We start from the raw sequence: 19,788 nt of genomic DNA, 5'->3' as shown, positions 1-19,788 counted from the left end.
CGCTGGCCCGCGTGAGGAAACTGGTGCCCTTCGTGCTCGATGCGCTGCTCGTCGTCGTCTTCTGCGCGATCGGTAGGCGCAGCCACGACGAAGCGGTGCTCGCCGGACTGCTGCGCACCGTGTGGCCGTTCGCGACGGGGTTGGTCGTCGGCTGGCTCGTCGTGGCGCTCAGGGGGCGCGCCGCGAAGGCCGCGCGGTTCGATATCGCCGCGCTGTGGCCCTCCGGCGTCGTGATCTGGGCCTGCACCCTGGCTGGGGGCATGCTGCTGCGCGTGGTCAGCGGTCAGGGCACGGCGGTCAGCTTCGTGCTGGTCGCCGGTGTGGTGCTCGCGGTATTCCTGCTCGGCTGGCGGGCGGTGAACAAAGCCGTGCGGTGATCAGGGCTCGGGAGTCGCCAGCGCCTGCAGCATCCTGGCCGCCATCCGCGCGGTCGCGTCCTTGCTGTCCACGTCGTTGATGTGGATCGCGAAGACCAGATCGCCCATCGACCCGATCAGCCACCCGTCCGGACCCGCGGTCGCGGCGAACGCGGCGACGTCGCGGTAGCGGCGCACGCTGGCCAGCTCCGGCGCGTTCGTGGCGTCGCGCAGCATGCCGCGCAGCCGGTCGGCGGTCTGCGGCGGCAGCGGGTCGAGCTTGGCGTCGGTGGCGCTCGGACGTCCGGCCTCGATCATCGGCGGCGGCACTTCCCCGCGCGCGATCGCGGCGGCGGCGATGGCCATGCCGAACGGGCTGGCCAGCACGGCATCCGAACCACCGCCTTGGACCACCTGCTCGGCGCTGCGGCCCGCGACGGTAAGGCGGCCGGTCACCTCGTCGAGACCGGGCACCTTGAAGTCGATGCCGACCCCGAGCGCGGTCGCCGCCTCTGCCGCGTCCTGCACCGAGACGTCCTGTGGAGCCTTGTTCTTCGCCGACGCCGCGACCGCGCGGAACAGCTCCATGTTGCCGCCCACCGGATACAGCCCGGTGAACGCCACCGAGCCGTGCTCGCTGGCCTGGCTGTTCTGCGCGACGGCGACCACCGCGCCGGTGGACGGCTGGATCGCCACGATCGAGGCCTGCGTGGGCACGCTGACCACCGCGTCCTCGGCGGCGCGCTGCAAGCGCTGGTCCATCGTGCCCGCGATGTCCGGCCCCGGCGGCCCCTGCTGACCGGCGAGCTGGGTGATGAACCGTCCGTCCTGTTCGAACAGCTGCACCCCCCACCCGGAATGCGCTTCCTGGCTCTCCTGCTGCACCTTGCGCAGCGCGTCCAGCAGCGGCGACCAGACCCGGCGGTCGGCGGAGATGAGCCGTGGCTGCTTCTCCATCACCACGCCGGGAATCGGCGCCATCCGCGGCTCCAGGATCTCGAAGTCGCCCTCGCGCAGGTTCACCGCGACGATCGGCTTGCCCTGCGAGGTGGCCAGCTGCTGCATCAGCGACGGCCCGGTGATCAGCGGCGCGACCGGCTCGATGGCCTTGGCCAGCGCGTCGGTCGACGCGACCGGGTCGGGCATCTTCGTGGGATCGAGCTTGACGACGTTGATGGTCTGCTCGGTCATCAGCGGCTCACCGGCGATGTCGTTGACCCGCGGCGCAGGCGTCGGATAGGTGCGCACCAGCCGCACCGTCCGGTTGTGCGTCAGCTGCGGCATCACGACCGCGGGCTCCCAGGAGATCCGCCAGCCGATGGCGAGTTTGCGCACGTTGCCCTCGAGGCTGTAATTCCAGGTCTTGCGCTCGCCGAAGTTCCACTCGACGTCCATGCTGAAGATCGCCGACTGCGCGTCCAGACCGATGAACTGGGTCTTGCGGTAGTCGACCTTGGCGCCGTGCAACCCCTCGAACATTTGCTTGAGAGTTGCTGTGGCCGCGGTGGGGTACGACGTCAGGTCTGCCGCCTTGCTGTAGTCCTGATCGTCGAGCAGATCCGTGAAGCGCTCGACGACCGCTTCGGCTTCATTCTGCTTCTCGTGTATCCCGCACGACCCGATCCCGAGCGCGAGCGCCGCCACCCCGATGAGTGCCATTGCGCCGCGAACACGAAAGCGGCGGGATCCCCACACGTCCATGTCGCCCACTCTTCACTCTTGTCACTTCAGTAACAAGACCACCGTACCCGAAAAAGACCAGACCGCGATGCCTCCGTAGCGCGGACGTTACCCATGCTCAGCACCCCAATTCTGCCCCGGGATCTCGCATCTCGGGGGGCCTTTCATGATCATCGTCCAGCCGGTCGGAGGCAACCGGCGCCGCTACCGTACCGGCCATCCCGAAAAGTCGCGCGGTTACCACCCGAGTCGACGTTTCGAATCAATAAATACCCCCTCGGGTGCGGATCGAAGCAACCGGACCCCTGTTCGCACACAGCGGAACTCCCCTGCCCGTATTGCGACGTAATCTTGTAATCACTGAAAGTACCGCACCACAGTAAGTAGGTGACCCGTCATGAGAAACGCGCACCGCGGCCGGGGTTTCGGACGCACGGGCGGCTGGCAGCAAGCCGACCTGCCGGACCCCTCGGACGTGCCCGATTGGTTCGCGGGAAGATTGCCGAGCGACTGGTTCACCGGCCCGCCGGTGATCGAGGTCGACCGGGACGAGATCGTCGTCATCGGCGAGCTACCGATTCCGCAACCGGAGAAGAAGCCGGACGCGGATGATTCCGAAGCCGCGACGGACGAAGTGCCGCGCGCGACGAAGGAAGGAGCGGTCGCCCGGTTCCGCGAGTCCACCCGGCCCGCCCGGATGCAGATCGCGAACGAAGCACAGCACCGCTACCGGCGCAATGTGGCCTGGGGCGTGTCGGTGGACGGCGAACGCATCCTGTTCACCCATCTGGCCGTGCCCGTGATGACCCGTTTGCGTCAGCCAGAACGCAAGGTGCTCGACACCTTGGTCGACGCCGGCGTCGCCCGTTCCCGCGCCGACGCCCTCGCGTGGACGGTGAAACTGGCGGGCAAGCACGCGGAGACGTGGCTCGAGGAACTGCGCGAAGCCATGCGCAAGGTCGATGACCTGCGCTCGGAAGGGCCGCAGGGGCTGTAGCCGATCGGGTCCGGTCCCGGTGGCGCGCTGCGGCGCGGTATCTTGCCGTGCATGGCTGCGACCGCGACGCCGGGCCCGATCCTGGTCCTGAACGGCCCGAACCTCAACATGCTCGGCACCAGGCAGCCGGAGGTGTACGGGTCGGCGACGCTGGACGACGTCGTGGAGTTGTGCAAGCGAACCGCGGCGCGATTCGACCGGGAGATCGTCGCCTTCCAGTCCAATTCCGAGGGTGCGCTGATCGATCGCATCCACCAGGCGCGCGGCGCCGAGTCGGGCATCGTGATCAATCCCGGCGGCCTCACCCACACCTCGGTGGCGCTGCGCGACGCGCTGGTGATCCCGGAGCTCCCGATCGTCGAGGTGCACATCAGCAATGTGCACGCGCGCGAAGAGTTCCGGCACCACTCCTACATCTCGCCGATCGCGACCGCCGTGGTCGCGGGAATGGGCATCCAGGGCTACGCCGCCGCCGTCGAATTCCTGGCCCGCTCGGCCTGAACTCAGTTCAACCGGAAGACCGGGAAGCCCGGCGCGATGGCGGCGAGTTCCTCGTCGGTGGCGTCCTTGGTCACGCCCTCGAAGAACCTGCCGACCTCCCAGCCCCACTTCCGCAGGTAGAGACGCAGCAGCGGCACCTTGTCGGCGTCGGCCACCTCGGTGGCGGTGAACGTCTCGACCTTGCGGCCCAGCCGCAGCTCGCCACCGCCCGCCGCGCGCAGGTTGCGCACCCACTGCGTGTGGCCGCGAGGCGCGACCAGGTAGCGCTCGCCGTCCTCGCGCACCATCAGGTTGACCATCGTCGTGCGCCATTCCCCGCTCTTGCGCCCGCGCACCGCGAGCAGCCGCGAGCCCATCACGCTGATGCCGAGCTTGGGCAGCAGGTTGGCGATCCGGTTGAAAACCGCGTCGAATCCGGCCGGGCCGATGTAGCGGGTGCTGAGGTCCATGACAACTCCTTGTTGTGAGCACTGCTCTCTATAGAGAGAACTGTTCCACACCGGCGGCCACAAAGTCAAGAGCACCGCTCTCGTCAGTCCGGAGACCAAGATCAACGGCACATGCGGCATTTCGCGAGTAGCCCCTCCACCATGTGCCGTTGATCTCGAAGGGCCTAGGGGGCCGGAAGGGGTTCGCCGGTTTCCAGGAGGGTTTTGAGGTTGGAGAGGATGCCGGGCCAGCCGGTGGTGATTGCTTGCAGTACGGGGCTGTCGGGCGCGAAGCCGTCGTGGACCACCGTCAGCTTCACCACCTCGCCCTGGGGCTCGAGTTCGAACATCACTTTCGAGCGGGGCTCGCGGGACCAGGCGGCGACGTCGTCGGGGTTCATGTCGAAGGTCTCGGCGAAGGCCGGGTCGAAGGTGTGCCAGGTGTAGGACAGGCGGCGGTACGGTTCGGCATCCAGCACGACTTGTTCGGGGTCTTTGCTGGTCCAGTTCTGTTGGCGCCAAGTCATTTCCGATCCCGGTCGCCAATCCGTGTCGAAGCTCGCGCCCCAGTAGCGGTTGGTGAAGGCCGGATCGGTCAGCGCCTGCCACAGCTTTTCCGGGGTGGTCTTGATGTAGGTCGTGTAGACGAATGCGTTGTCGCCCATCGGTTGTTCCTCCAGTGCTCTCTTCAGGTCGGCGAGGGCGTTCACGCGCTCGCGGTGGTACCGATCGATCCAGCGTTCGGCGATGGCGTTGATGGGCTCGGCGTTGAGGTAGTGCAGTTTTTCGCGGCCACTGCGCCGGGTCGTGATGAGGTTGGCCGCCTCCAGCACCGCCAGATGCTTGCTCACCGACTGGCGGGCCATCGCCAGCCCGGCGCACAGTTCCCGCAGTGTCTGCCCGTTGCGGGCGTTCAGGCTGTCCAGCAGCCGCCGCCTGTTCGGGTCGGCCAGCGCCCGAAACACCTCGTCCATCGCTCACCTTTCAAACATGCAGCCGTTCGGCTGCCTATTTACATAATAGGCAGCCATTAGGCTGCATATCAACCCCGGAAAGCAACCCGCCCCGGAAGAGCCGGTGGGTCCGCGACGAGGAGTGCGAGGACCCGCCGACTCCGCCGGGGCGGGTGCGTGGCGGTCAGGAGGGATCGCGAAGGAGCGCGTACGTGGAAATGGGCTTCCCCGCCCGCTCACTGGCGGCGACGGCCTTACGCCACAACCCTTGCGCGGTGTGCGAGAGGACGGCGTCGACGCCGACTTCTTCGCTCGCGTCGATGACGTGCTGCGCGCCCGCGTCCATCATCTTCAGGCTGGCCAGCGAGGCCCACCCGCCGTTCTGGTTGGCGACCGAGAACTCCTCCATGAAGTAGGGGAAGGCGGCGGCGGAGCGGATCGCGAACGGGACGAACGCGGCGATGTCGTGACCGGAGCGGTCGATCATCGCCGTGGCCTGGTCGAAGGCCAGCAGCCATGGATGGAAGATGGTCAGCAGCCCCTGGTAGAAGATCTGCGCCAAGCCGTCGTCCGCGCCCAGGTACTCCTGCGGGCTCAGCGGGCGCAGCAGTTCGGCGTGCGCGTCGAACACCGCTCGCGGGCCGCTGTAGAAGATGTAGGACGCGGGATGGGTGATGTTGTCCCCCGCAGACATCACGCCGCCCGAGATGAATTCCGCGCCGTGGGAGCGAACCCACTCCGCGCCCGCGCGGGCCTTCCCGGGCGAATCGGAGGACAGATTCGCGATCACCTTGCCCTTCAGGTGGCCGGTCACCGGACCCAGCACGTCGTACATCGCCGCGTAGTGGGTCAGGCTCAGCACGGTGACCTCGTTGGCGTCGAGCGCGTCGGCGACGGTCGCCGCGCGCCTTGCGCCGAGTTCGACCATTGCGTCGACCTTCTCGGGGCTGCGGTTCCACACCGTCACCTCCACGCCTGCGGCCAGGAAGGCCCTGACCATCGCCTGCCCCATCGGCCCGAGGCCGACGACGGAGACAGCGCGGGCGGTGGTCTGCTCGGACATGATGTGTCCCTTCGGTTCGATGATTGCTTGCTTCGGCGCCGGCATTCATCGTCGTTCCCGCAGGTAGAGTCGGGAAGACCGAACGTGGAGGTGCGGTTGCTTACCTCGAGGTTCGAAACGAGGTCAAAGGAGCGCGGTGGGCATGAGCAGTGACGCGGATCACGAAGTATGCGGCATGACGGTCGCGATCGATGTCGTCGGCGGCAAGTGGAAGATGCACCTGATGTGGGTGCTCGGCATGGGCCCCCAGCGCTTCGGCCAGATCCGCAGGTTGCTCGACGGAGTCAGCGAGAAGGTGCTCGCCGAGAACCTGCGTCAGCTCGAGGCCAGCGGTGTGGTGCACCGTGAGGTCTATCCCGAGGTCCCGCCCCGCGTGGAGTACTCGCTCACGCCGCTCGGTGAGGAACTGGCGGTGGCGCTGCGTCCGCTCGAGGAGTGGGGCGGGCGGCACAAGCACGAACTGACCGCGAACCTGCTGGCGTCGGCGAGTTAACCCAGCCACTCGGCGGCGATCCGCGCCCCGACGCGTTCGAGCAGCGCCGCCGCCTCGGTCATCGAGCGTTCCGGGTCGGGTTCCAGATCCGCGAGCGCGTAGCTGCCCGCGAAGCCCGCGGCCCGGATTTCGGCGGACCCGAGCAGCGTGCGGCCCGCCACGACGATCACCGGGACATCGGCCTCGTGCGCGGCCGCGCACACGCCGACCGGCGCCTTGCCGTGCAAACTCTGCTGATCGAGCGAGCCCTCACCAGTGACCACGAGGGTGGCGGTGACGAGCAAGGCGGGGAAATCGAGCAATTCGAGCACGACCTCGATACCGCTGCGCACCTGCGCGCCCAGCAGCGCGAGCGCGCCGAAACCGGTGCCGCCCGCCGCGCCCGCGCCGGGCAGGCGTGCGAACTCCGGACCGGCGAGTCGCGCCCACTCGGCGAGCGCGTTGTCGAGAAGGTCCACTTCGGCTGGCCCTGCGCCCTTCTGCGGCCCGTACACCGCCGCCGCGCCGGTCGGCCCGAGTAGCGGATTGTCGACGTCACAGGCGAGCGTGACTTTCGTCCCGGCAACACGGGGGTGCAGGCCGGAACGGTCCAGCCGCGCAGCCTCGGCCAAAGCCGCTCCGCCGCGCGGCAATTCCCGGCCATCGGCATCGAGGATGCGCGCGCCGAGCGCCTGCGCCATGCCCGCGCCGCCGTCGGTGGAGGCGCTGCCACCGAGGCCGAGCACGATCTCGGTCGCGCCGTGCTCCATCGCGTGCGCCAGCACCACGCCGAGCCCGTACGTGCTCGCGCCCAACGGGTCCGGCCGCCCGTCGGGCAGTATCGCCAGTCCGACCACGGCGGCCAGTTCGACGACCGCCGTCACACCGTGCCGGGCATACGACGTGCGACGCGGAACTCCGGTCGGCCCCGGCGCGGTCACCTCCACCCGCGTCCAGCCCGCCGCGACGAACGCTTCGACCGTGCCGTCACCGCCGTCGGCGACCGGCACCTGCCGGATCTCGGCGTCCGGCACACTCCGCCGCAATCCCGCAGCCAGCGCCGCCGCCACCTCCGGCGCGGCGAGCGACCCTTTGAACTTGTCGGGAGCGAGGATCACTCGCGCAGCGGGTGTCATCCCCACATTCTCGGACCCGGCCGCACGCGTCGCACCCCACCGCGCGGGTGACCCTCAGCGCGCTGGGATCGGGGCCTCGGCGGCCCGTGTGACCTCGACCTTTCCGGTGCGCAAGTAGGCGAGTACCGCGTCGTCCACCGCCGGATTGCCGCGGCCGAACGTGCCGTGGTCGCCGCCGTCCACGACGACCAGCGCGCCGCCGAGCGCCGCGGCCATGGCCGGGCCGCCTTCGTACTTGGTCAGCGCGTCGTGGCGGCTCTGCAGCACCAGCGGCGGGGTGCGCAGCCCCGCGCCCGTGATCGGCACCGGTTTCGTGACGGGCTTCCAGGAACCACAGGCCATTCCCGAGCGCACCAGGTCGGCGCGCGCGTCCATGGCGTTGCCGCCGGAGGCTATGGTGCCCGCCGCCGCGCCGAGCAGCTCCGGCCTCCCGGCCACGGCGTTCTCGTTGCAGGTGATCGCGCTGAACACGAACCGCCCGGTGGGGTCGGTGGAGGTCGCGCCCTCGATGACCCGCAGGCGCTGCACGTTCGCCGGGTCGGCCGCGGCGTCGGCCATCGCGCGGGCGAACGACGGCCAGAAGGTGCGGGTGTAGGTGGCCACGGTGGTGGCGCCGAGCAACGGCACCTGCGCGGAAACGCCGCCGCTCACCAAGGTGCGCAACAGATTCTGCAGCTTCCCCAGTTGCTCGACGCCGCCGGTGTAGCCGTCCCGCGCGATCTCCGCCAGCGGCTCGGGCAGCGCGCCGGGCAGGTCGGCGATGCTGGCGGGCGGCGGGGTCAGGTTGGCGTACCAGCCGCCGCCCTGGCCCGCCGCCAACCGGACCCAGGTGCGGTAGACCTGCAAGGCGGTATCGCCCAGGTGGTATTCGCCGTCGTGTTCGGCGATCCAGGCGAACAGATCGTCCAGGCGCTGTTTGCCCGCGACCTGCTGCTGCGCGAACTCCTCGGTCCACACCCAGTCCGGATGGACGTTGGAGTCCAGGATCATCCGATCCACGCGGTCGCCGAACAGTGCCGCGTACACCGCGCCGAGATAGGTGCCGTAGGAAGTGCCGAGGTAGCCGATTCGCTCCAGGCCGAGCGCGGCGCGCACGGCGTCGAGGTCGCGCGCGGTGTTCTCGGTGGTGATGGTGTCCAGATAACCGGGCTGCGCCGCGTCACAGGCCTTCTTGATCTCGTCGCGGTTGCCGCCGCCGAGCGAGACCTGCTGACCGTCCCCGTTCTTCGTGCTCGTCCCGCATTGCAACGGTGTGGCCCAACGCAATCCGCGCGGCTGGACGGCGATCCGGTCGTAATGCTCGGCGAGCGCCGCGGGAAGCACATCCGAGCGCCGCGCCCAATAGTCCAGCGCATCCGCGCCGGGCCCACCGGGATTGGCGAACAGCACGCCTTCTCGCTCCCCCGTGGCCGCGATGCGGCTGACCGTCAGCTCGATCCGCGCGCCGGCGGGGTCGGCGTAGTTCATCGGCACGCTGACGACGGCGCACCGCACGCCCCGATCGGCGGGCACGGAACCCTCTGGACACGTGCCGAACACGACGCCCGGCGCGGCATCCGCGACGCCGGTGACGATCGATCCGCCGAGCAGACCCGCGGCGACGACGGCGGCCGCGAGCCGCGAAACCCGCGGTGTCCTCAACATTCCGGTACCTCCCCGAGCCTGCCCCTCGCACGCGACGACGGACCCGACCAAGAGCATTCTGCGCAGGCCCGCCCGGACAGACAAGTCGATGGCGGGATTCCGCCTGGCCTGGCGTGTGATTTACCGGGACACCGGGGCACAGAGTAGCGTCGAGCCATGTCGACCGAGGTCAGCAACAACACCGCACTGGAACGCTTCGAGATCTACGTCGACGGTGCGATCGCCGGCTACGCCGAATACCAGGACACGGCCTCCGAGCGCGCGTTCGTGCACACCGAGATCTATCCGCGCTACGAGGGGCAGGGCTACGCGCGACTGCTGATCGAGACCGCCCTCGACAGCACCCGCGACGACAAGCTCGGCGCGCTGCCCATGTGCCGGTCGGTCCACCACTTCATCGAGACCCGCCCCGAATACCTGGTGATGGTGCCGCACTGGGCGCGCGACCGGCTGAACCTGCCTCAGTAGGCCGCGACGGCTCCGTCCAGCGCCTGCTGCAGATCGGCGCGCACCAGCTTGGCGATGTCGCCGGGGCGGGGCGGCAGGTCGAGCACCGGGACATTGAAGTAGAAGCTGGCCCCCTTGGCCTCCTCCTTCGTCGGCTGCACGGCCGGGTCCTCGCGCGGTCCGTAGCTCAGCGCCATGGACACCAGCGCGGGCTCGGCGCCGAGTTTCATCGCCCGGAACGCGATGTGCCCGATGCCGCTGCCCACCGCCTGCACGCGGGTGGGGTCCACGTCGTTGCAGGTGCCTTCGGGAAAGACCGCGATGCCGTCGCCGCGGGCCATCCGCTCCGCGCAGACGTCCATCATGCGCTGGCCCGCGGCGTTCACCGCGCGAATGCCGTGGTCCTTGCCGCGGAACACCGGGATGCCGCCCATCATGTCGATCTTGCGCCGCTGATCGGGATCGGCGAACAGTTCGTCCTTGGCCAGCACGCGCACCCGGCCGATCACCCGCCGTAGCCCGCTGCGCCACGCCGCCGCGGCCACGGTGTAGGGGTCGTTCTCGGACAGATGGTTGATCGCGATAAGCAGCGGCCGGTTCTGCCTGATCACCGCGCGCAGCGCTTCGCGAGCGCCGTCGGCGTAGGTGACGCGCGGATGGTAGCGGCGGCCGAGAATGGCGTAGGCCCCCCAGGCCTTCATGCGGTTCTGACGGTGCTCGCGGTAGAAGTCGTACACGGTCTCGTTGTTCTCGAGGCGCACCTCGGGCGGTTCCATGACGTGGAACTCTACGAGGTGGCGCCGATGGCGCAACGTGACGTCCTGCACCCCGCCCGCGACCCGTTCGGCAAATCCGGAAGACAGAAGTGGGCCGCAGAAGGCGCATTGTGGGCGAACAGCTGCGATGATGTCGGAGTGGCACGCGCAGAAGACCCGGACGATCGGAAGACCCGCGGCGGGCACGGCGACCGCAGACGACGTTATTTCCGGCACGGCGAGCAGGTGGTTCGTGCCGGGACGCTGCTGGTGTCGTCCACCGAACTGGTGGAACCGACCTTCCGGCGCACCGTCGTCTACATCATCGAGCACAACGAGGCGGGCAGTCTCGGCGTGGTGCTGAACCGCCCGAGCGACACGGCCGTGCACGAGGTGCTGCCGCGCTGGACGGACGCGGTCGCGGCCCCGCGCACGCTGTTCGTCGGCGGTCCGGTGAAACGGGACGCCGCGCTGTGCCTGGGCACGGTGCGGGTGGGCGCGCGGATCGACGGCGTCCCCGGGCTGCGCCGCATCGACGGACGCGTCGTGCTGGTCGATCTGGACGCCGATCCGGAGCGGGTCGGCCCGCTGGTCGAGGGCATCCGGATCTTCGCGGGCTACGCGGGCTGGACCTTCGGCCAACTGGAGGGCGAGCTGGAGAACAACGACTGGATCGTGGTGTCGGCCCTGCCGTCCGACCCGATCAGCACGGGTCGCCCCGACCTGTGGGCGCACGTGCTGCGCCGCCAGCCGCTCCCGCTGTCCCTGCTCGCTTCACACCCGATTGAACTCGAACGCAACTGAGACCGTGTACTCCTCGAGGGGACCGAAGGAGACACGACATGAGACCCGACAACTGAACCGGCAAGAGCATGGGTGACTCGTCGGCTGCGCCCACCGACCGGCCCCGCAACTCGAGCGGAGAGGTATCCAGTTGTGCCCAAGACGCGCGGCGAGACGGGACGGCCCGACGATCAATCCGAATTGATGCGGGCGCTCTATCGCGAACACGCCACGCCGCTGTGGCGGTACACGCTCGGCCTGGTTCGGGACCCGGGACGGGCAGAGGACATCGTGCAGGAAACATTGCTGCGGGCCTGGCAACGGCCGAATGTTCTGGATCAGTCCACCATGTCGGCGCGGGCGTGGTTGTTCACCGTGGCGCGCAATCTGGCCGTGGATGAGCATCGCAGCGCCCGCAGCAGGCGCGAGTTCCGCACCGACAACCCGCCGGAGCAGGCGACACCGGACCAGTCCGACCGCGCGCTGGACGGCTGGCTGGTCGCCGACGCACTAGGCAGGCTCAGCGCCGATCATCGCGAGGTGATCGTGCGGGCCTACTACCGGGGGCTGTCGACCCACCAGATCGCCGAGGAACTCGACGTCCCCGCGGGCACGGTGAAGTCCCGGATGCACTATGGCATGCGCGCATTGCGCCTGGCACTACAGGAGATGGGGGTGACAAACCAGTGACGGACATCACCGACGATTTCAGCACGTGGGACGCCCCGTACGTGCTCGGCTCCCTGACCCGCGACGAGCGCTTGCAGTACGAGAGCCACCTCTCGAGCTGCCCCGACTGCCGAGCGGGCGTAGCCGAGCTGGCGGGTTTGCCAGGCTTGCTCGCCCTCGTGGACGCCGACGTCGCGACCTCGATGATCGAACCGCCCGCGCAAGCCGCGGCGCCGCCACCGCCACCGCCGATGCCCGAGCTTCCGCCGCCTGCGCGGCTGGCCGACGCGGCCGAGCGCCGCCGCAAGCGCAGCGGGTGGGCTTCGGCCGGTGTCGCGCTGGCCTCGGCCGCGGCCGCGGTGGCGATCGCGGTTCCGATCACGGCTTCGATCACGGGATCGAACACCGAGACGGGGCCGGGCACCAGCGAACAGGCGTTCGTCGAACGCCAGATGACGCCGGTGCAGCCGACGCCGGTCTCGGCCAGCTTCAAGCTGGTCCCCGCGGGCGATCAGACGCGAGTCGTGATGTCCTGCAGTTATCCGCCTGGTGAGCCACTGCGCTACAACGCGAACCTCGCCCTGTACGTCATCCGCGCGAACGGCCAGCAGCAGCAGCTCGACCAGTGGCCGGCGGGCCCCGGCACCGAGCTGACCATCGACCGGACCATCGACGGCCCGCCCGACCAGGTTCGCGCGGTCGAGATCCGCGCGGCGAACACCGGGAGTGTGCTGCTCACCGGCACGGTCTGAGCGAAGCGACGATCCCCCGCGGACATCGTCCGCGGGGGATCCGCTGCGCTTCGGCCGGCTCAGCGGGTCTGCCGCCGGAAGATCGAGGACGACCAGAGATATCCGACGGCGGTGAGACCTGCGCACCAAGCGAGGGAGACAACTCCGTTGGCGCCGATCTCGGTGCCCATCAGCAGACCTCGGATGGTCTCGGTGAACGGCGTGAAGGGCTGGTACTCGGCGAACTGGCGCAGCCCGGCGGGCATGGTGTCGGTGGCGACCAGGCCGCTGCCGAGGAACGGCAGCATCACCAGCGGGAAGGGCGTGTTGCTCGCGCTCTCCGGATTCGGCGCGAGCAGGCCGAGCGCCACCGAAAGCCAGGTCAGCGCGAACATCACCAACGCGAGCAGCGCGAACACCGCGAGCCATTCCAGAGCGGTGGCATTCGGGCGGAAGCCGATGAGCAGTGCCACCCCCGCCATCGCGGCGATGCCGATCAGCGCCTGGATCAGCGCGCCGACCACATGGCCGGTGAGCATGGCCGACTGGGCGATGTCCATGGTGCGGAACCGGTTCACGATGCCCTTGGTGGTGTCGGTGGCGACCGACACGGCGACCGACACCGTCATGTACGCCGGAATCATCAGCAGCATGCCCGGCGCGAGATAGTCGATGTAGTTTCCGCCGGAGGACTTCTCCAGCGCGCCGCCGAAGACGAAGTTGAACACCAGCAGCAACACCGTCGGCATGACGATGACGCCGAAGGTCAGACTCGGATAGCGCTTGGCGTGCACGAGATTGCGCCGCAGCATGGTCGCCGAATCGGCGAGGGCGTAGGACATGCTCATCGCACGGATTCCTTTTCGGTCGTCGGGTGGCCGGTGAGAGTGAGGAAGACGTCGTCGAGGTTGGGCGTGTGCACGGCCAGGCCCTCGACCTCGATCTGCTCGTAGTCGAGCCGGTCCAGCACGGCGCGCAGCGATCTCACGCCGCCGTCGCTGGGCACCGCGAGGGTGAGGTTCTCCTCGTCGTCCGGTAGCGCGGCGGCGCCCAGCGCGTCGGCCGCGGCGGTCAGGGCCGCTCGATCGGCGAATTCCAGGCGGATGTGGCCGCCTGGCACCAGTCGCTTCAACTCCGCCGCGGTGCCTTCGGCGACGAGCTCGCCTCGATCGAGTACCGCGATGCGGTCGGCGAGCTGGTCGGCCTCCTCCAGGTACTGGGTGGTGAGGAAGACAGTGACGCGGTAGTCGTCGACCAACCCCCGGATGATGTCCCAGATCGCTCGCCTGCTGCGCGGGTCGAGCCCGGTGGTCGGCTCGTCGAGGAAGATGATGCGCGGATCGCCGACCAGCGTCATGGCCAGATCGAGGCGTCTGGTCATGCCGCCGGAATAGGTGGCCGCCGTCTTGTCCGCCGCATCGACCAGGTCGAAGCGCTCCAGCAGATCCGCTGCCAGCCTGCGGTTGTCCCGGCGCGAGAGGTGGTGCAGGTCGCCCATCAGCAGCAGGTTCTCCCGGCCGGTGAGCAGTTCGTCCACGGCAGAGAACTGCCCGGTGACACCGATCTGCGCGCGCACCTGCTTGCGCTCGGCGGCGAGATCGTGGCCGCCGACCCGGATCTCGCCCGCGTCCGGGCGGATCAGGGTGGTGAGGATCTGCACGGTGGTGGTCTTGCCAGCGCCGTTCGGCCCGAGCAGGGAGAAGACCGTGCCCTCCGGGACGGTGAGGTCTATCCCGTCGAGCACTACTTGCTCGCCGAAAGATTTCCGCAGGCCGCGCACCGAGACGGCGGGCGCGCGATGGCCGTTCACCATGGGCTCTTCCTTTCTGAAATAAATTCCACTATGCGCATGTGAGCATGTTTTACCCACACCGCTCCCGTACTGGGGCGCGGTGCCGGTCGATTCGTTCGGTCTGGCGGGTACGGCGGCTAGATGTCCAGGTCCTCGATCTTCGGCCCTTCGGCCACGTCGGCCACCCGCCGGTAGAGCTTGTCGGGCAGTCGGCCCTTCAGCTCGTCGAGCGAATCCACCACGACGAAGACGAAGTCACCCCAGTCCTGCTGCCCGACGCCGAGCAAGCGGCGCCAGCTCTTCGGATCGCGCCAGTCCTTGAGCCAATTCGTGCCCACCTCGGCGGGGTATTCATCCCAATTCGAATATTGGGCGTGCATCACGAATTTGCCCTTACGGCTGCGATAGACCTGGACGTGCTCGATCCGCGTATCGTTTACCTCGTGCCACTCCCCGAGCAGAGTGCCGGAGAAGCGGACCTGTCGCACACCGTCGCGACCGACCTTGAGCACGATCTCGTCATAGCCCTCCAGCCGGCCCTCCTCGAGTTCGATGAACCGGCGCAGCGCCGTGACCACCGCCCCCGAGAGGTTGCCGCCGACCAACTCCTGCGCGCGCTGGAAGAGCGGGAGGTCGTCATCGGCAACGTAGATCGTCTTGTTGGGCATGACCCAACTATACGTAGATGTATACGTACACGCAAGATCGGTCGCCGCCTCTTCTGATCCGCCGTTGAACCGATCGGCGACCGCAGCCGTATCACTCGTGTACGCAGTCGAGGTTTCGTCAGCGGAAAGGAGTGCCGATGCGGACTCGAGTCGTGGACCATCTGGTGCGAACGGTTTCGGCGCTGGGCGTGCGCCACATCTTCGGCGTGGACGGCGCCAATATCGAAGACCTGTACGACGCGATCTTCGACGCGCGGGACCGGATCACCGGGGTGGTCGCGAAACACGAGTTCTCGGCGGCCACCATGGCCGACGGGTACGCCCGCGGCACGGGCGGGCTCGGCGTGGTCGCCGCGACCTCCGGCGGTGGCGCGATGAACCTCGTCGCCGGGCTCGCCGAATCGTTCGCCTCGCGGGTACCGGTACTCGCCCTGGTCGGGCAGCCCCCGACCGGGCTGGAGGGCAACGGAGCCTTCCAGGACACCAGCGGGCGCGCGGGCGCCATCGACGCGGTCCGTCTCTTCGGCGCGGTCAGCACCTATTGCGCACGGGTGGAAACCGCGGCCGACCTGGCGGATCGGCTGGACAGAGCGGTGCTTGCCGCCCGTCGAGGCGGTCCGGCGGTGCTGTTGCTGCCCAAAGACGTGCAGCAGGCGGACGCGGGCCCGATCACGCCGCTCTGTCCGGCCCCTAGGGCGCATCGGTCCGACTCGGCCGGGCTCGCTCGCGTCCGCGCCGCGCTCACCACGGCACGGCACACCGGGAAGATCGTGATCATCGCCGGTGATCAGGTCGCGCGCGACGACGCGCGCGCCGAGCTGGCCCGCCTGGCCACCGCCCTGGACGCCGCGGTGGGCGTCGCGCCGGACGCGAAGGACGCCTACGACAACTCCGATCCGGCCTTCTGCGGCGTCGCGGGCACCATGGGTCACCCGGAACTGGCGGCGGCCATCCGGTCCTCGGCGCTGTGCCTGCTGGTGGGCACCCGATTGCCGGTCACCGCCCGTGCCGGCGCGGAGAGCGCGCTCGCCGACCGAACCGTCGCGAGCATCGGCAGCGCGCCGCCTTACCTGCCCGCCATCCACGCGACCAGCACCGATCTGGCGCGGACGCTCGCCGAACTCGCCGGCGAACTGGACGACGGCGGCACCGGAGCCGAACGCGTGCGCGCGGCGCAACCGCTGACATCGATGCGGGTGCCCGGCTCCTCCGGTCCCGGTCTGCGGTACCGGGACGTGGTCGAGACGATCGAGGCCGCGTTGCCGGAGGGCACCGACGTGTTCGCCGACGCGGGGAACACCGGCGCTTCGGTCGTGCACCACCTCCGGGTGCCGCGCGACGGGCGGTTCGTGGTGGCCCTGGGCATGGGCGGGATGGGATACGCCTTCGGCGCGGGCATCGGGTCCGCGTTCGCGCGGCACGCCCGAACCGGCGGCGTCCGGCGGACGGTGGTCATCGCCGGGGACGGCTCCTTCTACATGCACGGCATGGAGTTGCACACCGCGATCGAGCACGCCTTGCCGGTCACCTTCGTCGTGCTGAACAACAACGCGCACGCCATGTGCCTGACCAGGGAACAGCTGTATTACCGGGACCGCTACACCTTCAACCGATTCCGCCCGGCCGACCTCGGCGCCGGCATCGCCGCGATGTTCCCCGGCCTGCCCGCGTTCTCCGCGCGCACCGGCGGCGAGCTCGCCGCCGCGCTGCGAAGCTGCCTGGAATCCGAAGGGCCGTCGTTCCTCGCGATCGAATGCGATCCCGATGAGATTCCGCCGTTCCTGCCCTTCCTGACCACCGTGGAGCAATCCCGCGATCACCGATGAACGCCCCCGCGGCGGCGCCCGCCGACGCCCACCCGAAGGAGTAACACCGTGACCACCAGTTCCCTCCCCGCCCTCAGCGACATCCCGCAGGAGGCCGTGCCGGGCGTGCTCCGCATCGAGAACTCCGACAAGGACGCGACCACGCCGATCATCATGGACATGCTGCGGTCGGTGTATCCGCACGACCAGATCTACGGCGAATTCTGTCCGGTGCAGGCGTACATCGACGCGCCGCCGCGCGAGGTCTACGAATACCTCGCCGACACCAGGTCGCTGGAGGAGTGGACCTACAGCCTGCGCGGGTTCGTGGAGACCGAGGAACCCGGACTCTGGCTGGCCCACGACCGCCTCGGCTCGGAGACCAAGATCTTCACCCGCACCGTCGCCAACCCCGACGCCATGACCGTTGACTACCACTGTGCCTGGGACCAGGGGAAACACCTGTGGATGATCTACCTGCTGCGCGTCGTCGACGCGCAGGTGGTGTTCCACAAGCCCGGTTCGGTGGTGCTGTGGATGAACTGCAAGCACCCGTTCTACGACGCCAACCCCTACCCGGAGACCGCGCCGCCGCAGCGGCCGGTGTGGGTCGGCGACTTCTGGGAGATGTTCTCCGCGGGACATCAGCTGGAGATGGACAACCTCAAAGCCATTTGCGAGTACCGGGCCGCGCACGGCCTGCCCGTCAAGCCCGACTGGATGAAGTGAGACGCACGTGATCCCCACGCAACAACATCTGCCGCAGGTCAGTCTCGTCGACGTGGCCTCGTATCTGCCCGGAGAGCCGGTCGGCACCGAGTACTTCACCCAGTTCGCGCGCTCGGACCGGATGGCGAAGAACGTGATGTTCCGCGCGCCCAAGGGCCGCCACCACGTCGCGCGCGACGAGACCGCGGTGGACATGGTCGAGCGCGCCGTCGCACCGCTGATCGAACGCAACGGCGCCGACGCGATCGCCGAGGTCGACATCCTGATCACGCACACCCAACTGCCGGACAATCCGGTGCTCGGCTGCGGGCCGGAAGTGGCGCGACGGCTCGGCATTCGTCCGTCGTACGTCTACGACGTGCACAACGGCGGGTGCGCGGCGTTCGTGCACATGATGGCGATGGCCCGCATGATCCTGCAGACCACGCCCGCCCGCACCGCGCTGATCGCGGCGACCCAGAACTGCGCTGGACCGGTGTTCACCCAGACCGAGATCCGCAAGCTGGCGCAGGCTCCGGTGCCCGGCGACGGCTGCGGGGTCGGACTGCTCCGCAAGGACGACAGCGCGCCGATCCTCGACATCGAATGCCGGACCTATCCCGAATTCGCCGGAGACATGGACTTCTCCACCAACGGCGAGCGCAAGTACTGGGAGCCGGGCGAGGGACAGGGATGCGTCAGCTTCACCGAATCCAAGGTCACAAAGGTGTTCGCCAGGGGTAATCGGCTGGTGCCGGAAGTCGCCCTCGCGGTGTGCGATCGGATCGGTGTGCGGGGACGCGACGTGGACACGTTCGTCACCAATCAGCCGAACCGGCTGTTCCTGCGCAACTGGCACGACGCGCTGGAGTTGCCGCCGGACCGCCACCCCGACACCTTCGACTCCTGCGGGAACCTGTTCGCCGCGGGCATCCCGGTGACCCTGGACGTGGAGAACCGGGCCGGGCGGCTGCCCAACGGATCGCTGGTGCTGATGGCGGCGTTCGCGCACGCGGGCGACTTCGCGGGCGCGGCCGCCGTCCGCTGGGGAGCCGCGCGATGAGCGTGCACGTCGTCGACGGCACGCGGCCCTCCCGCAGGCACCGCGCGCCGCGGGTGCTACCGCGCTTCGACCTCACCCTGAGCGAGAACCCGTTCCCGCCGCTGCCCTCGGTGCTGCGGGCGGTGCACATGACGCTGGCCCAGGCCAACCGGTACCCGGAGTTCCTGCCGCACCGCCTGCCGCTGCTGATCGCGCGGCACCTCGGTGTGCGGGCGGATCAGGTGGTGGTCGGGTCGGGGGCGACCGGCGTGGCGCTGCAAATTCTGCAGACCCTGACCGCGCCGGGAGCGGAGATCGTCTACAGCGCCCCGACCTTCGACGGGTATCCGATCATGGCCGAGATGACCGGGGTCACCGCGGTGCCGGTGCCGCTGGATGCGGCGGGGAACCAGGACCTGCGGGCGATGCGGCGGGCCGTCGACCGGCGCACCGCGCTGATCGTGGTGTGCCGTCCGCACAATCCCACCGGAACGGTCGTCCCGGCCGACGAGCTGAAGGCGTTCCTGTCCGACGTGCCCAGCCGGGTTCCGGTGGTTCTGGACGAGGCGTACGTCGAATTCCTGGGCGCCACCGAGTACGCCGACCCGCGGGCGTTGATCGCGAAGCATTCCAACCTTGTTGTGCTGCGGACTTTTTCGAAGGCGTACGGTTTGGCCGGGCTGCGCATCGGCTACGCCTTCGGTCGAACCGAGTTGATCGCGCGGATCGGCAAGCTGCAACTGCCCTTCGGGATGAGCGCGGCGGCGGTGGCCGCGGTCGCCGCCTCCTACGCCGCCGAACCCGAACTCGCCGCGCGCACCCTGCGCATCACCGAAGCGCGAGACGCACTGCGCGGCGCACTGCTGGCCCGTGGCTACGCGATTCCGGAGAGCCACGCCAACTTCCTGTACGTTCCCGGCCCCGGCGCGACCACGGCCCTGCGCCGCGCGGGCATAGCCGCCAAGTACTACGCCGACGGCAGCGCCCGCATCGCCGTCGGCGACCCGTCGTCCGACCATGCGGTGCTCCGGGCCCTGACCGCTGACGGCTCCGGAAGCTTCATCTGACCCGGCATCGCACACATCGCCGCCACGCTGCGGGCGGCGGGTTGGTTCATCCGAACAGGGCCTGCCACACCGCTGTTCGACGGTGCGGAAG

21 protein-coding genes and 1 pseudogene are annotated in these 19,788 nt (G+C 69.0%); 12 read left to right on the top strand and 10 right to left on the bottom strand.

Annotation, left to right across the window (positions count from 1 at the left end; translation table 11 throughout):
* Positions 1-11: 11 nt before the first annotated feature.
* A complete protein-coding gene (locus ACH49X_RS10510; protein ID WP_357208497.1) occupies positions 12-377 on the top strand; it encodes a DUF3054 domain-containing protein in 366 nt (121 codons plus the stop codon).
* On the opposite strand, the gene ACH49X_RS10505 is transcribed toward ACH49X_RS10510, so the two are convergent.
* Positions 378-2,015, bottom strand: a complete 1,638-nt coding sequence (locus ACH49X_RS10505) for an NTF2-like N-terminal transpeptidase domain-containing protein (RefSeq protein ID WP_195080953.1) — start codon at positions 2,013-2,015, stop codon at positions 378-380.
* Positions 2,016-2,433: 418 nt separating this feature from the next.
* Here ACH49X_RS10505 and ACH49X_RS10500 point away from each other — a divergent pair, with 418 nt between their 5' ends.
* Both ACH49X_RS10500 and aroQ read left to right on the top strand, forming a co-directional pair.
* A complete protein-coding gene (locus tag ACH49X_RS10500; protein WP_195080954.1) occupies positions 2,434-3,033 on the top strand; it encodes a hypothetical protein in 600 nt (199 codons plus the stop codon).
* A gap of 51 nt (positions 3,034-3,084) precedes the next feature.
* Positions 3,085-3,534, top strand: a complete 450-nt coding sequence (aroQ, locus tag ACH49X_RS10495) for a type II 3-dehydroquinate dehydratase (RefSeq protein WP_195080955.1) — start codon at positions 3,085-3,087, stop codon at positions 3,532-3,534.
* A gap of 2 nt (positions 3,535-3,536) precedes the next feature.
* Here the strand turns inward: aroQ and ACH49X_RS10490 are convergent, their stop codons facing one another.
* The 3 genes from ACH49X_RS10490 to ACH49X_RS10480 form a co-directional block, all read right to left on the bottom strand.
* Entirely contained in the window at positions 3,537-3,983 is a 447-nt protein-coding gene (locus ACH49X_RS10490; RefSeq protein WP_195080956.1) for a nitroreductase family deazaflavin-dependent oxidoreductase, read from the bottom strand.
* A 164-nt stretch (positions 3,984-4,147) separates the two neighbouring features.
* Positions 4,148-4,936, bottom strand: a complete 789-nt coding sequence (locus ACH49X_RS10485; RefSeq protein WP_357208495.1) for a metalloregulator ArsR/SmtB family transcription factor — start codon at positions 4,934-4,936, stop codon at positions 4,148-4,150.
* Positions 4,937-5,099: 163 nt separating this feature from the next.
* On the bottom strand, positions 5,100-5,978 hold the full coding sequence (locus ACH49X_RS10480) for an NAD(P)-binding domain-containing protein (RefSeq protein ID WP_195080958.1): 879 nt from the start codon (positions 5,976-5,978) through the stop codon (positions 5,100-5,102).
* 142 nt (positions 5,979-6,120) lie between these two features.
* Here ACH49X_RS10480 and ACH49X_RS10475 point away from each other — a divergent pair.
* A pseudogene (locus ACH49X_RS10475) lies at positions 6,121-6,468 on the top strand (winged helix-turn-helix transcriptional regulator); the annotation flags it as partial.
* Here the strand turns inward: ACH49X_RS10475 and ACH49X_RS10470 are convergent.
* Entirely contained in the window at positions 6,468-7,586 is a 1,119-nt protein-coding gene (locus tag ACH49X_RS10470; RefSeq protein ID WP_357208493.1) for a glycerate kinase, read from the bottom strand. The pseudogene ACH49X_RS10475 and the gene ACH49X_RS10470 overlap by 1 nt on opposite strands.
* Before the next feature lie 54 nt (positions 7,587-7,640).
* A complete protein-coding gene (locus ACH49X_RS10465) occupies positions 7,641-9,230 on the bottom strand; it encodes an alpha/beta fold hydrolase (RefSeq protein ID WP_357208492.1) in 1,590 nt (529 codons plus the stop codon).
* Positions 9,231-9,386: 156 nt separating this feature from the next.
* Between ACH49X_RS10465 and ACH49X_RS10460 the strand changes: the two genes are divergently transcribed.
* Positions 9,387-9,698 (top strand): GNAT family N-acetyltransferase, encoded by a 312-nt coding sequence (locus tag ACH49X_RS10460; protein ID WP_067796241.1) that lies wholly within the window; start codon positions 9,387-9,389, stop codon positions 9,696-9,698.
* Here the strand turns inward: ACH49X_RS10460 and ACH49X_RS10455 are convergent.
* Positions 9,692-10,453, bottom strand: coding sequence for a 1-acyl-sn-glycerol-3-phosphate acyltransferase (locus tag ACH49X_RS10455; RefSeq protein ID WP_195080962.1), 762 nt, complete (start codon positions 10,451-10,453; stop codon positions 9,692-9,694). The two genes, ACH49X_RS10460 and ACH49X_RS10455, sit on opposite strands and share 7 nt — an antisense overlap.
* Positions 10,454-10,591: 138 nt before the next feature.
* Between ACH49X_RS10455 and ACH49X_RS10450 the strand changes: the two genes are divergently transcribed.
* The 3 genes from ACH49X_RS10450 (at position 10,592) to ACH49X_RS10440 (ending at position 12,636) form a co-directional block, all read left to right on the top strand.
* The gene (locus ACH49X_RS10450) at positions 10,592-11,236 is read left to right on the top strand and encodes a YqgE/AlgH family protein (RefSeq protein WP_195081050.1); all 645 of its coding nucleotides are present in this window, start codon (positions 10,592-10,594) and stop codon (positions 11,234-11,236) included.
* A 132-nt stretch (positions 11,237-11,368) separates the two neighbouring features.
* On the top strand, positions 11,369-11,905 hold the full coding sequence (locus ACH49X_RS10445; protein ID WP_323124618.1) for a sigma-70 family RNA polymerase sigma factor: 537 nt from the start codon (positions 11,369-11,371) through the stop codon (positions 11,903-11,905).
* Positions 11,902-12,636, top strand: a complete 735-nt coding sequence (locus ACH49X_RS10440) for an anti-sigma factor (protein WP_195080963.1) — start codon at positions 11,902-11,904, stop codon at positions 12,634-12,636. Before ACH49X_RS10445 ends, ACH49X_RS10440 begins: the two co-directional genes overlap by 4 nt.
* A 59-nt stretch (positions 12,637-12,695) precedes the next feature.
* Here ACH49X_RS10440 and ACH49X_RS10435 read toward each other — a convergent pair whose 3' ends face one another.
* The 3 genes from ACH49X_RS10435 to ACH49X_RS10425 form a co-directional block, all read right to left on the bottom strand.
* Positions 12,696-13,463, bottom strand: a complete 768-nt coding sequence (locus tag ACH49X_RS10435; protein WP_357208490.1) for an ABC transporter permease — start codon at positions 13,461-13,463, stop codon at positions 12,696-12,698.
* Positions 13,460-14,428 (bottom strand): ATP-binding cassette domain-containing protein, encoded by a 969-nt coding sequence (locus ACH49X_RS10430; protein ID WP_357109694.1) that lies wholly within the window; start codon positions 14,426-14,428, stop codon positions 13,460-13,462. The genes ACH49X_RS10435 and ACH49X_RS10430 overlap by 4 nt, the downstream gene beginning before the upstream one ends.
* 116 nt (positions 14,429-14,544) lie before the next feature.
* Positions 14,545-15,075, bottom strand: a complete 531-nt coding sequence (locus ACH49X_RS10425) for an EXLDI protein (protein ID WP_195080966.1) — start codon at positions 15,073-15,075, stop codon at positions 14,545-14,547.
* Between the two features lie 137 nt (positions 15,076-15,212).
* Here ACH49X_RS10425 and ACH49X_RS10420 point away from each other — a divergent pair, with 137 nt between their 5' ends.
* From ACH49X_RS10420 to ACH49X_RS10405, 4 genes are read left to right on the top strand one after another with little or no spacing between them, the layout of a single operon-like run.
* A complete protein-coding gene (locus tag ACH49X_RS10420) occupies positions 15,213-16,901 on the top strand; it encodes a thiamine pyrophosphate-binding protein (RefSeq protein WP_357208488.1) in 1,689 nt (562 codons plus the stop codon).
* A gap of 48 nt (positions 16,902-16,949) precedes the next feature.
* Positions 16,950-17,609, top strand: coding sequence for an SRPBCC family protein (locus ACH49X_RS10415; protein WP_195080968.1), 660 nt, complete (start codon positions 16,950-16,952; stop codon positions 17,607-17,609).
* Positions 17,610-17,637: 28 nt separating this feature from the next.
* A complete protein-coding gene (locus tag ACH49X_RS10410) occupies positions 17,638-18,651 on the top strand; it encodes a 3-oxoacyl-ACP synthase III family protein (RefSeq protein WP_195081052.1) in 1,014 nt (337 codons plus the stop codon).
* Positions 18,648-19,697 (top strand): aminotransferase class I/II-fold pyridoxal phosphate-dependent enzyme, encoded by a 1,050-nt coding sequence (locus ACH49X_RS10405; RefSeq protein WP_357208487.1) that lies wholly within the window; start codon positions 18,648-18,650, stop codon positions 19,695-19,697. Before ACH49X_RS10410 ends, ACH49X_RS10405 begins: the two co-directional genes overlap by 4 nt.
* The last annotated feature ends 91 nt before the right edge of the window (positions 19,698-19,788 follow it).

Origin of the sequence: Nocardia sp. NPDC019323 (assembly GCF_044389845.1) — a bacterium.
Taxonomy (GTDB): domain Bacteria; phylum Actinomycetota; class Actinomycetes; order Mycobacteriales; family Mycobacteriaceae; genus Nocardia; species Nocardia implantans.
This window is presented reverse-complemented; position numbering and strand designations above follow the sequence as displayed.

Bases quoted from the DNA above. Each gene is read 5' to 3' on its own strand.
- ACH49X_RS10470 (WP_357208493.1), bottom strand. From the start codon at position 7,586: ATGACACCCGCTGCGCGAGTGATCCTCGCTCCCGACAAGTTCAAAGGG.
- ACH49X_RS10505 (WP_195080953.1), bottom strand. From the start codon at position 2,015: ATGGCACTCATCGGGGTGGCGGCGCTCGCGCTCGGGATCGGGTCGTGC.
- ACH49X_RS10500 (WP_195080954.1), top strand. From the start codon at position 2,434: ATGAGAAACGCGCACCGCGGCCGGGGTTTCGGACGCACGGGCGGCTGG.
- aroQ (WP_195080955.1), top strand. From the start codon at position 3,085: ATGGCTGCGACCGCGACGCCGGGCCCGATCCTGGTCCTGAACGGCCCG.
- ACH49X_RS10490 (WP_195080956.1), bottom strand. From the start codon at position 3,983: ATGGACCTCAGCACCCGCTACATCGGCCCGGCCGGATTCGACGCGGTT.
- ACH49X_RS10435 (WP_357208490.1), bottom strand. From the start codon at position 13,463: ATGAGCATGTCCTACGCCCTCGCCGATTCGGCGACCATGCTGCGGCGC.
- ACH49X_RS10420 (WP_357208488.1), top strand. From the start codon at position 15,213: ATGCGGACTCGAGTCGTGGACCATCTGGTGCGAACGGTTTCGGCGCTG.
- ACH49X_RS10460 (WP_067796241.1), top strand. From the start codon at position 9,387: ATGTCGACCGAGGTCAGCAACAACACCGCACTGGAACGCTTCGAGATC.
- ACH49X_RS10405 (WP_357208487.1), top strand. From the start codon at position 18,648: ATGAGCGTGCACGTCGTCGACGGCACGCGGCCCTCCCGCAGGCACCGC.
- ACH49X_RS10480 (WP_195080958.1), bottom strand. From the start codon at position 5,978: ATGTCCGAGCAGACCACCGCCCGCGCTGTCTCCGTCGTCGGCCTCGGG.
- ACH49X_RS10465 (WP_357208492.1), bottom strand. From the start codon at position 9,230: ATGTTGAGGACACCGCGGGTTTCGCGGCTCGCGGCCGCCGTCGTCGCC.
- ACH49X_RS10455 (WP_195080962.1), bottom strand. From the start codon at position 10,453: ATGGAACCGCCCGAGGTGCGCCTCGAGAACAACGAGACCGTGTACGAC.
- ACH49X_RS10485 (WP_357208495.1), bottom strand. From the start codon at position 4,936: ATGGACGAGGTGTTTCGGGCGCTGGCCGACCCGAACAGGCGGCGGCTG.
- ACH49X_RS10425 (WP_195080966.1), bottom strand. From the start codon at position 15,075: ATGCCCAACAAGACGATCTACGTTGCCGATGACGACCTCCCGCTCTTC.
- ACH49X_RS10430 (WP_357109694.1), bottom strand. From the start codon at position 14,428: ATGGTGAACGGCCATCGCGCGCCCGCCGTCTCGGTGCGCGGCCTGCGG.